This is a genomic window from Sphingomonas sp., assembly GCF_023266535.1.
In the GTDB taxonomy this organism is placed as follows: domain Bacteria; phylum Pseudomonadota; class Alphaproteobacteria; order Sphingomonadales; family Sphingomonadaceae; genus Sphingomicrobium.
The window spans coordinates 1-10726 of the sequence record NZ_JAHFPY010000083.1 but is presented as its reverse complement, the minus strand read 5'-3'; the positions used below and the strand labels follow the sequence as shown (position 1 = coordinate 10726).

Here is a 10726-nt window from a genome sequence, read left to right as displayed (position 1 = left end):
TCCTCGATCCGCTGGTTGAAGCTGTCGAGCCCGGCCACGACCATGATCAGGCGGCGGCCGCTCTGCTCGGCCGACCCGGTGAAGCCGTAGCCCGCTTCATCGGTATGGCCGGTCTTGAGCCCATCGGCGCCCGGCACGCGGCCGAGCAGCGGGTTGCGGTTGGCCTGGGTGATATCGTTGCCGCTACCCAGCGTCTTGCCCCAGGTGAACTGGGTCAGGCTGTAGAATTTCCCGTAGAGGTCTGGATAATTTTCGATCTCGGCCCGGGCCAGCGTCGCCAGGTCGCGGGCGGATACATAGGTCACCCCTTCGTCGGGCCAGCCGTTCGAATTGCCGAAGTGGCTGTTGGTAAGGCCGAGCCGCTTGGCATTTTCGTTCATCCGGTCGGCGAAGGCCGGTTCGGTCCCGCCGATGCATTCGGCCAGCACCACCGACGCGTCATTGCCCGACAGGGTGATGATGCCCTTCAGCAAATTTTCGACGCTGACTTGCTCGCCCGGGCTGAGGAACATGGTCGATCCGGCGGCGGGCCCGTGCCATTTTTGCCACGTCTCGGGCCGCACCGTGCACATCTTGTCGAGCTTCAGATCGCCCTTCTTGATCAGCTCGAACGCGACGTTGGTCGTCATCATCTTGGCCATCGACGCTGGCGGCATCCGCTGGTCGGCATTCTTCGACAGCAGCACCGCGCCCGACGACAGGTCGATCAGATAGGCGACCTTGGCCGGCGTATCGAACGGCGGCGCCTTGGCCGGTGCGGCCGAGGCCAGGGCGAGAGAAGCGGCGGTCAGGAACAGGGTGGCGCGGATCATGGGTAGGGCCGAACTCCGGGCAAAGAGGAGAGATTCGCTGTCGTAGCGCGCCCGGGGCTTATCCGCCAACTATCGAGTCCGCCAAAAGCCCGACCGAAAGCGCATAAAAATTCGAGCAATTATAGTCGAGGATCGTGCGGTAGTTGGTGGTCAGCAGATAGGCGGTGCTGCCCGGGCCGTCGGGCTCGATCAGGCTCGCCATCTCATTGTCCGGCAGGTCCCGCCCGGTCGGATAGACCCCCAGCGCCCGCCATTCGCGCATCGTCTTCCACTGGCTGTGCCGGGCATAAACCTGCGGGCAGCGCGGCGCGACCAGCTTGCTCTTGATGGCCGCCCGGTTGAGCGTTGCCGGGACGCGCACCGGAACCCCCCAATGGACGTTGGGCTTCCACCCGGCATCGCGGAAATAGGCGGCGATCGACGCCAGCCCGTCGGCCTCGCTGCGCCAGATATTGGCATCCCCGTCCCCGTCCCCGTCGGCCGCCAGTCGCAGCACCGCGCTCGGCATGAACTGCGGATAGCCGGTTGCGCCGGCCCAGCTGCCCTTCAGCATGGAGCGTGGCGTACCGCGATCGAGCAGCTTCAGCGCGGCGACAAACTCCTCTTCGAAGAACTTTCGCCGCCGCCCTTCATAAGCGAGCGTCCCCAGCGCCTCGAGCAGGTCGAACCCGCCGGTCACCACGCCAAAGCTGGTCTCATGGCCGTAAATCGCCAGCAGCACGCCAGCTTCGACCCCGTAGCGCTGCTCGATATAGTTGAGCCACTGGCCGTTGGCCGCGTAGCGCGCCTGCCCGCGGCGGATAAGGTCACTGGTCACATGTCGCCGCCGGTAAGGTGCGAATGGCGGCGCGGCGTTGCCGTTGTTGGTCCCGCCCGGCTGGGCACGGTCGAGCTCGATCACTCGGCTGTTGAGGGTCAGCGACGGTATGACCGACTGGATCGTCGCTTCGCGCACGGCGGCGCTTCGGGCCAGGGCCATCAGCCGCATCTTGTAGGCAGCATAGCCGGTCACCGCATCGTTCGGCTGCGCGACGATCATCGGCTGCTGCACAATGGTCGGAGCGGGTCTGGGCGCATCTGGCAGGGGCGCTAGCGGGTCGACCTGGCTCGTCGAAGCCATCGCCGCCAATATCATAGCCCCAAGAATCTTCATCCCACCTCCAAGATCGTCAATTCAGGCTAACGAAGGTTAAGTGAACCGCCCATGCCTATTCGCCCCGCAGCTTGCACAACCCGTCGCCTGCGGGCACGCGTTGTAAAGGCTGGGCAATCGTGGGGTTGGCGGAGAGGGTGGGATTCGAACCCACGGTGAGCTTGCACCCACGGCGGTTTTCAAGACCGCTGCCTTAAACCACTCGGCCACCTCTCCGGTCCGCGGCGCTTAGACTAATCGGTGGCCGCTGCGCAATTGAGCGGCGGCCAAGCGATTATTGCAGCGCCCGGCGTCCATCTGCGCGGCAGTCGGTCCATTCGTTCGCTCCTCCCCACTGGTAGCCTCGCAGAACCGTTCGTCGATTGGTCGAACCGCCCCTCCCCCGATGACAAGTGTAGGCGTAGGCGCCGCGCATCCAGCAACGGGAGATATTGATGCATCGCGGCCTTAGGGGTCTCAGTTTCATTGCCCTGTCGACCGCGCTTGCGTCACCCGCTTTCGCCCAACAGGGCGGCGCGGAGCCCGCCGGTGGAACAGATGCGTCGCGGACCACGCAATATGTGGCCGCCTTCTTTACCCAATATGCCCCGCGGACCGCGCTCGACATCGCCCGGCGGGTCCCGGGGTTCCAGCTCGATCTGGGCGCGGCGCAAAATGGCGTCGACGTGCGCGGTTTTGCCGGTGCGGCCGGCAATGTGATCATCAATGGCTCCCGGCCCAGTTCCAAGGCCGAATCCCTTGAAACTACCCTGGCGCGGATCCCCGCCCAGCGAGTGACCAGGGTCGAGCTTGGCCCGGGCGATTTGTTCGGGTCGGACTATGCCGGCAAGAGCCAGGTCCTCAACATTTTCTTGTCGGCAGCCGGCGGGATCGATGGAAACGTCACCGGCACCGTCCGCCGCCTCTATGATGGCAAGCTGGTCACGGACGGAAGCGCGTCGGCGCTGATTCGCAGCGGCGCCTCAAGCTTCAACCTGTCGGCCGGCTTCGACAATTTCCTCAATCATGAGGAAGGTACCGATACGCTGACCGATATCCCGACCGGCGACCTTCTCGAGTTTCGTCGCAAGTTCAACAGCTACCACGATTTCAATCCCTATCTCTCGGCAAGCTGGGCGCTTGAACAGGCGAGCGACAAGGCGATCCGGCTGAACGTGCGCTGGTCCCCGGGGCAGTTCGACCTCACCCAGCGCAACCGGGTCACCCCCACGGGCGAGCCCCAGCACGACGACAGTCTCGTCCAGGACTATGACAATACGGTGTTTGAGCTGGGCGGTGACGTTACGCGCCCGCTGGCCGGCGGAGCGATCAAGCTGGTCGGGCTCGCGACGCGCCGCAAGCGCGACAATTTCGATGCCTATATCCAGCGCGACGCCCTGATTAGCGAGGGTGGCGAGCAAAACGGCGGGTTCCAGCAGACCCAGAAGGCCACGCGCAACGAAACCATCGGGCGGCTGTCCTGGACTCGCCAGGACCTCGGCGGCTTTTCGGTCGAGGCTGGCGGCGAAGCCGCCCTCAACACGCTCGACAATTCGACCCGCCTGCTGATCGTCAACGAAGATGCCAGCACCACCGAAGTCGACCTTCCGATCGCCGATGCCAAGGTCAAGGAGAAGCGCGGCGAGATTTATGTAAACGTCGGCCGCACGCTGAGCCCAACGCTGCGCGTCGACGCCGGCATGCGCTACGAATTTTCGAAACTCACGGTGACCGGCGACGCCCTCGCCGACCGCACCCTTAAATTCTTCAAGCCCAATTTGACGGTCGACTGGAAGCCGGGCGGCGGCTGGCACACCCAATTCTCGGTCCGCCGGACCGTGGCCCAGCTCGATTTCTACGACTTCATCAGCTTCGGCGACCTCTCGGCGGACCGGATCAACGCCGGCAATGCCGACCTGCAACCGCAACGCACCTGGGAATTCCGGGCAACCGTCGACCACGCCCTGCTTGGCGACGGCCTGTTCAAGCTCGATCTTGGCTACGACTTGGTCAGCATGCTGCAGGACCGCGTCCTGATCTGCGATGAGCAGAACCATCCCGGCGATCCGGCATTCTGCTTCGACGCGCCGGGCAATCTCGGCACCGGAAAGCGCAGCTTCGCCAGCCTGACCCTCGACGCGCCGCTGGGCAAATTGTGGAAGGGCCTTCGCGTCAAGCTGACCGGCACGCTGCAGCGCACCCGCGTCGATGACCCGATCACCGGCGATCCGCGCAAATGGAGCAACTTCTTCCCGGCCTGGCAGTGGGACCTCACCGTCCGGCGCGACAATGGCCCCCTTTCTTACGGGTTCGAGCTGTTCGACAATCAGCGGACGACCTTCTTCCGGACCGACGAATTCGACACCAATTTCAACGGGGCGCCCGCCTGGAACGCGTTCGTCGAATATCGTCCCGGCCCGCGCACCTCGGTGACCGTCAATGCCGACCATACGTTCGGCAAGCGCATCCGCTTGCTGTCCTTCCCCAACCGCGCCGACCCGGAGTTCAACTTCAGGGAGTTCCGCGAACGCGACCGCCACCTGACTTTCGGCATGACGGTCAAACAGACCTTCGGCGGCGGCGGGGGTGGCGCCAGCTAGCGAGCATCGCTAAAGGGCGGCGCGACACTCATTCCTTACCCGGAGCATTTAAGTGGGCGAGCCTGCCATCCTGCCGTTCGACTGGGCCGATCCGTTCGACCTCGACCATCAACTGACCGACGAAGAGCGGATGGTCCGCGACACTGCCGAGGCCTTCGCCCAGGACAGCCTCCAGCCGCGGGTGACCGAAGCCTATCTCAACGAGAATTTCGATCGCGAAATCATGCGCGAGATGGGCAATCTCGGCCTGCTCGGCGCGACCATTGCGCCCGAATATGGCGGCGCCGGGCTCGGCTATGTCAGCTACGGCCTGATCGCCCGTGCAGTCGAGCGGGTCGACAGCGGCTACCGCTCGGCGATGTCGGTCCAGTCCTCGCTCGTGATGCACCCGATCAACGCCTACGGCTCGGAAGAGCAGCGGCGGAAGTATCTCCCCGGGCTCGCCAAGGGCGACCTCGTCGGCTGCTTTGGCTTGACCGAGCCCGACAGCGGCTCCGATCCGGGCAGCATGCGCACCCGCGCGGTGAAGACCGCGGGCGGCTACAAGCTCACCGGCAACAAGATGTGGATCACCAACTCGCCGATTGCCGACGTGTTCGTGGTCTGGGCCAAGTCGGAAGAGCATGGCGGCGCGATCCGCGGCTTCGTCCTTGAAAAGGGCACGCCCGGCCTATCTGCCCCCAAGATCAAGGAGAAGCTCTCACTTCGTGCCTCGATCACCGGCGAGATCGTGATGGACGAGGTCGAGGTCGGCCAGGACGCCCTCCTCCCCAACGTCTCGGGTCTCAAGGGGCCGTTCGGCTGCTTGAACCGTGCTCGCTACGGGATCGGCTGGGGAGCGATGGGCGCAGCCGAGGCTTGCTACGCCGCCGCCCGCCAGTACACGCTCGACCGCGCCCAGTTCGGCAAGCCACTGGCCGCAAACCAGCTGGTCCAGCTCAAGCTCGCCAACATGATCACCGAGATCACGCTCGGCCTCCAGGCGGCGTTGCGCGTCGGCCGCCGTCTCGAAGCCGGCGAGCTGATCCCCGAAGCGATCAGCCTCATCAAGCGCAACAACTGCGGTAAGGCGCTCGATATCGCCCGCATCGCCCGCGACATGCACGGCGGCAACGGCATTAGCGCCGAGTTCCAGGTGATGCGCCACGCCGCCAACCTCGAGACGGTCAACACATATGAGGGCACGCACGACGTCCATGCGCTGATCCTCGGCCGCGCGATCACCGGGATTCCTGCTTTCTAGGCGCCATTTCCGCGACTATGTTCCCCCACAGATCAACGGGGGACAACGTCATGATCATGTGGATTCTTATCGGCCTCGCCGCCCTGGCGCTGGTTGTCGCTATCGGTATCTACAACCGGCTGGTGCGCCTCCGGCAGCTGGTCCGCGAAGGCTTCAGCGGCATCACCGTCCAGCTGCGCCGCCGCGCCGACCTCATCCCCAATCTGGTCGAGACGGTGAAGGGCTATGCCACCCACGAGCGCGAGACGTTCGATGCGATCACCGCGCAGCGCGCCGCCGCGACCAGCGCCGGCAATGTCGCCGCTACCGCCCAGGCTGATGCCGCCATGACCGGCCTGCTCGGCCGGCTGATGGCCGTCGCCGAGGCCTATCCGGAGCTCAAGGCCAACACCAATTTCCTTGAGCTGCAGGGTGAATTGTCGTCGATCGAGGGCGAACTGCAATCGGCCCGCCGCTACTACAACGCCACCGCGCGCGACCTTAACACCCGCATCCAGTCCTTCCCCGATATGTTCTTCGCTGGCCCGATGGGGTTCAGGGATGAGCCCTATTATGAGGATGCCGACCCGGCCATCCAGACCGCCCCCAAGATCGATTTCGCCCGCCCGGCCTGAGCCTCGTGCGCGCCCTCACCATCGCGCTGGCGGCGATTGCCGCCGTCGCCCTGCCTTCCGCTACTCGCGCCGAGGAACGGATCACCAGCTACTCGAGCGACGTCCGGGTCGAGCGTAGTGGCGACATCGACGTCACCGAAACGCTCGACGTCAATGCCGAGGGCATATCGATCCGGCACGGCATCTACCGTGACTTTCCGACCACCCGGCGCGTCCAGGGGCAGCCCGGCAACCATGTCGGCTTCAAATTGCTCGGCGTGACGCGCGATGGGGCCGACGAGCCCTATAAGGTGCAAAGCATTCGCGACGGGATGCGGGTCCGCATCGGCTCGGCCAACACCGAAGTTTCGCCCGGCGCCCACCGCTACACCATCCACTATCGCAGCACCCGCCAGATCGGCCATTTCGCCGACTTCGACGAGCTATACTGGAACGCGACCGGCAATGGCTGGGGCTTTCCGATTGACCGGGCCGAAGTCCGGATCACCCTCCCCTCGGCGGTGCCATTTACCCGCAAGGCCAGTTACACCGGACCGGCGGGGGCCACCAGCACTACTGCCAGCCTGGTTTCGGAAGCGGCGGGTTCGATCAGCTATGTCGCCAGCGGCCTCGGGCCGCAAGAAGGCCTCACGGTCGCGGTCGGCTGGCCCATGGGCGTTGTAGATGCCCCCAGCAGCTCCAGCCTGTTGTTCGGCCGCATCGCCGACTGGCTTCCCTGGCTATTCGGTGCCGGCGGCCTGGTCTGGCTGCTGGCCTACTATGCCCGAACCTGGCTCAGGATTGGTCGCGATCCGCGCAAGGGAACCATCGTTCCGCTGTTTTCGCCGCCCGACAATCTCTCGCCCGCCGCGCTTCGCTACATCCTCAAGCGGGGGTTCGACAATCGCGCCTTCGCCGCGACGCTGGTTTCGCTCGGCGTCAAGGGCAAGGTCCGGCTGGTCGAGGAGGAAGGCGGTTTCTTCCGCAGCGCCAAGCAGCGCATCGATCGGGCGTCGGACGATGTCTCCGGCCTCCCGCGGGAAGAAGCGGTGCTCTATCACGGCCTGCTCGCCGGAGATGACAGCCTGCTGCTCGACCAGGACAACCACTCGACCTTCTCCTCGTCGAGCACGGCGGTCACCAATGCGCTGAAGACCGAGTTCGGCGAGCGTTTTTATCACCAGAATCTAGGTGCCGGCGCCGCGGGCTGCGGGCTGCTGGCGGCGGCCGCAGTGGTCCTGCTCGCGGTGATTGTCATTCTCGGCATGCTGGTCGATCGGGTCGGGCCCATTTCGGCCTTCCAGCTGAGCGATAAGATGCCGCTCCTCCTGCTCCTGCCCGTCTTCCCGCTCGCTTTGATCGCCTTCGCCTTGTTCGGGGCGCCGACCAAGGAGGGGCGCGCCATGATGGATCGCATCGAGGGCTTCAAACATTATCTGTCGGTGACAGAAGCGGATCGGTTCGACCGCATGCAGGCGCCCGAAGAAACGCTGTCGCTGTTCGAGAAATATCTTCCCTACGCCATCGCCCTGGGGGTCGAGACGCGCTGGGCGAAGCGCTTCGAATCGCAGATTGCGGCCGCCCTGGCCTCGCCCGCCCAGCAAGGGACCGCACTCGGCTGGTACAGCGGTTCGTCAAGTCCGTGGAGTGACATCGGCGGATTCACCGATTCAATCGGCGCTTCGCTCGCCACCAGCATCGGCTCGGCATCGGCCGACCCCAGTTCGGGTTCGGGTGGCGGCGGCTCGTCCGGTGGTGGCGGCGGCGGTGGTGGCGGCGGAGGCTGGTAGGTTACCAGACCGGGCGGCGCAGCACCCAGGTCGGATCGCCATGATAATCGGTCACATGCAGCTGCTCGAAACCCAGCTTTTCCGCCAGTTTCAATGAGGGTTCATTGGCCGGGGCGATAATCGCCCAGATCGGCGTCGGGTCGAGATTCGCCTCGGCCCATTCGATCACCGCGCGGCAGGCCTCGCCCGCCATTCCTTGCCCATGGACTTCCTGGGCGAAAATCCAGCCCATTTCCGGATCGTCGCCGAATTCGGGATCCAGCCCGCGCCAGGCGGTGAACAGGCCGGCGTTGCCGATAAGCTGGCCGTCGCTCTTGCGCGTCACCGCCCAGGTGCCAAAGCCGTTGACCTCCCACCCGCCGACCGAGGCCAGCAGGCGTCGCCAGCATTCCTCCTGCCCCATCGGTTCGGGGCCGAAGTGCCGGTGCACGTCGGGATGTTGTAGGATGGCGTGGTAAGGCCGGAAATCGGCCTTTTGCCATGGGCGCAGCCGCAGGCGCTCGGTTTCGACAACCGGCGCCGGCACCTGTTGCTTACTTCTTGCCGAGCGAGAGGCCGCCAAAGCGCTTGTTGAAGCGCGCAACCTGGCCGCCGGTGTCGAGCATGCGCTGGTTGCCACCGGTCCAGGCCGGGTGGGCCGACGGATCGATGTCGAGGTGCAGCGTGTCGCCTTCCGCGCCCCAGGTCGACCGGGTCTGGTACTTGGTGCCGTCGGTCAGCTCGACCGTGATGAAGTGATAATCGGGGTGCGTCCCGCTCTTCATGACATATTCCTTGTAAATTGGCTGGTTCCGACCAGCCTCAAAAGGTGAGCGGCGCCCCTAGCTTATGACGCTTCGCTTGACAAGTTGTCGCTCCCCGGAGCAGGTCGCGGCCAGCGACCAGGGTCCCGCGGTGTAATGCTGCGGGCGAAGGGGGAAGCCGGCGAACATCCGGCACTGTGCCCGCAACTGTGATCCCGGCCTATGGCTGGGCGTAGTCAGATACCCGCCTTGGCCCGTCGTCCGTTTCCTCGGCCGGGACCAGCCTTGGGACGTGGGCCGACACGCGCCACAATGGCGTGCGCCTTCCCTCCGTGACGACATGTCATGGAAGGGAAGGACTGCAAGTGATTGATTTTCAAGCAAGTGAACCGCCAGCGATCGTGGTCACCGCATCGCGCGCCGAGGAGAAGGCGTCCGATACGCCTGCCAGCGTCGCGCTGATCGACGGCGAACGGATCGAGCGGCTTGGCTCGCCGTTGGTCCCGGACCTGCTGCGCCTGGTTCCATCGGTATCTGTCGGCATCAGCGGGCCCGCCGGCTCGCTCACCCAGGTTCGAATTCGTGGCGCCGAAGCCAATCATACCCTCCTCTTCGTCGAGGGCATTCGCGCCAATGACCCTGCCGCCGGCAATGAACCGCGGTTCGAGCTGCTCAATGCCGATCTTGCCAGCCGGATCGAGGTCGTGCGTGGGCCGCAATCCGCGCTGTGGGGATCGGAAGCGATCGGCGGCGTGGTCGCTGTCAACGGCGAAACCCCCGGATCCGGCGGCACCCAAGGCTTTATCGAAGGCGGCAGTCATTCGACTTGGCGCGGCGCCGCCCGGACGACGTTCGGCGATGCCGATCGCGGCTTCTCCATCGGGGTCGCCGGTCAGCGCAGCGACGGCATCGACAGCTTCGACGGCCATGGCGACAAGGACGGCTACTGGAACCTCGGACTGCGCGCCTCCGGCCGTTACCGCCTCTCGCCGGCCTTGCTGGTCGGTGCATCCGGCTTTGCTTACTCGGCCCGCAGCGAATTCGACGGGTTCGATCCCTTCACCTTCCTCCACGCCGATACGCTGGACGAAACGCGCAACAAGCTCGGCGCGGGCCGCCTGTTCGCCGAGCTGGGAGACCGCGAAAAGGCCTATGCCGTTGCGTCGGCCAGCCTGCTTGGCTCGTCGAACCGCAACGAGCTCGACGGAGACTTTCTCAACCAGACCAAGGCCAAACGCCGCACCTTGGCACTGGAGGGCGGCTATCGCTTCGGCAAGCATCGCCTGATTGCGGCGCTCGAAAGCGAACATGAGCGATTCAAGGCAAACGACGACGCCTTCGGCGGATTCACCGACCAGGACCGCACCCGCAACCATCAATCGCTGACGGTGGAATGGCGAGGCGAAGGCCTTGGCCCGATCGACGCCGGCCTGGCCGTCAGGCAGGACATTTTCTCGCGCTTCAAGGACGCCACCACCTTCCGCGCCTCGCTGAAAGCGAATCTCACTAGCTCAATCTCGATCGCAGCAAACTATGGCGACGGCATTGCCCAGCCGACCTTTTTCGATCTTTACGGCTTTTTCCCCGGCTCCTTTGTCGGCAATCCCGGCTTGAAGCCGGAATCCAGCCGTGGTGGAGAGATTTCACTGCGATACGCGACAAGCCATGTGGGCGGTTCGGTCACCTATTATCGGCAGCGCCTGAAGGACGAGATTGCCACCATCTTCCTGCCCGACTTCACTTCGACCGCGGTCAACGCCGACGGCAAGAGCAAGCGGCAGGGGATCGAGCTCGAAGGCTATTACCAGCCGTC

The 10726-nt window shown here is 64.9% G+C and carries 9 protein-coding genes, 1 tRNA gene and 1 riboswitch; of the genes, 5 read left to right on the top strand and 5 right to left on the bottom strand.

The window, feature by feature from the left end; all coding sequences use genetic code 11:
- The 3 genes from Q0C64_RS11775 to Q0C64_RS11765 form a co-directional block, all read right to left on the bottom strand.
- Positions 1 to 812: D-alanyl-D-alanine carboxypeptidase family protein (locus tag Q0C64_RS11775; RefSeq protein WP_294124004.1), on the bottom strand; the 812-nt coding region annotated here is incomplete at its 3' end.
- 58 nt (positions 813 to 870) lie between these two features.
- Positions 871 to 1965: a lytic murein transglycosylase gene (locus Q0C64_RS11770; RefSeq protein WP_294124002.1), complete on the bottom strand. Its 1095-nt coding sequence runs from the start codon at positions 1963 to 1965 to the stop codon at positions 871 to 873.
- A 126-nt stretch (positions 1966 to 2091) separates the two neighbouring features.
- Positions 2092 to 2181, bottom strand: a tRNA-Ser gene (locus Q0C64_RS11765).
- Between the two features lie 218 nt (positions 2182 to 2399).
- Between Q0C64_RS11765 and Q0C64_RS11760 the strand changes: the two genes are divergently transcribed.
- From Q0C64_RS11760 to Q0C64_RS11745, 4 genes are read left to right on the top strand one after another with little or no spacing between them, the layout of a single operon-like run.
- On the top strand, positions 2400 to 4544 hold the full coding sequence (locus tag Q0C64_RS11760; protein ID WP_294124000.1) for a TonB-dependent receptor plug domain-containing protein: 2145 nt from the start codon (positions 2400 to 2402) through the stop codon (positions 4542 to 4544).
- Positions 4545 to 4596: 52 nt separating this feature from the next.
- Positions 4597 to 5787, top strand: a complete 1191-nt coding sequence (locus Q0C64_RS11755) for an acyl-CoA dehydrogenase (protein ID WP_294123997.1) — start codon at positions 4597 to 4599, stop codon at positions 5785 to 5787.
- A gap of 50 nt (positions 5788 to 5837) precedes the next feature.
- Positions 5838 to 6401, top strand: a complete 564-nt coding sequence (locus Q0C64_RS11750; RefSeq protein ID WP_294123995.1) for a LemA family protein — start codon at positions 5838 to 5840, stop codon at positions 6399 to 6401.
- Positions 6402 to 6406: 5 nt separating this feature from the next.
- On the top strand, positions 6407 to 8170 hold the full coding sequence (locus tag Q0C64_RS11745; protein WP_294123993.1) for a DUF2207 domain-containing protein: 1764 nt from the start codon (positions 6407 to 6409) through the stop codon (positions 8168 to 8170).
- A 1-nt stretch (position 8171) separates the two neighbouring features.
- Here the strand turns inward: Q0C64_RS11745 and Q0C64_RS11740 are convergent, their stop codons facing one another.
- Together Q0C64_RS11740 and rpmE are read right to left on the bottom strand one after the other, a co-directional pair.
- Entirely contained in the window at positions 8172 to 8696 is a 525-nt protein-coding gene (locus Q0C64_RS11740; RefSeq protein WP_294123992.1) for a GNAT family N-acetyltransferase, read from the bottom strand.
- A 7-nt stretch (positions 8697 to 8703) separates the two neighbouring features.
- Positions 8704 to 8934, bottom strand: coding sequence for a 50S ribosomal protein L31 (gene rpmE, locus Q0C64_RS11735; protein WP_294123991.1), 231 nt, complete (start codon positions 8932 to 8934; stop codon positions 8704 to 8706).
- 103 nt (positions 8935 to 9037) lie between these two features.
- Positions 9038 to 9180: riboswitch (cobalamin riboswitch) on the top strand.
- A 98-nt stretch (positions 9181 to 9278) separates the two neighbouring features.
- Between rpmE and Q0C64_RS11730 the strand changes: the two genes are divergently transcribed.
- On the top strand, positions 9279 to 10726 hold a 1448-nt coding region (locus tag Q0C64_RS11730), incomplete at its 3' end, for a TonB-dependent receptor (RefSeq protein ID WP_294123990.1).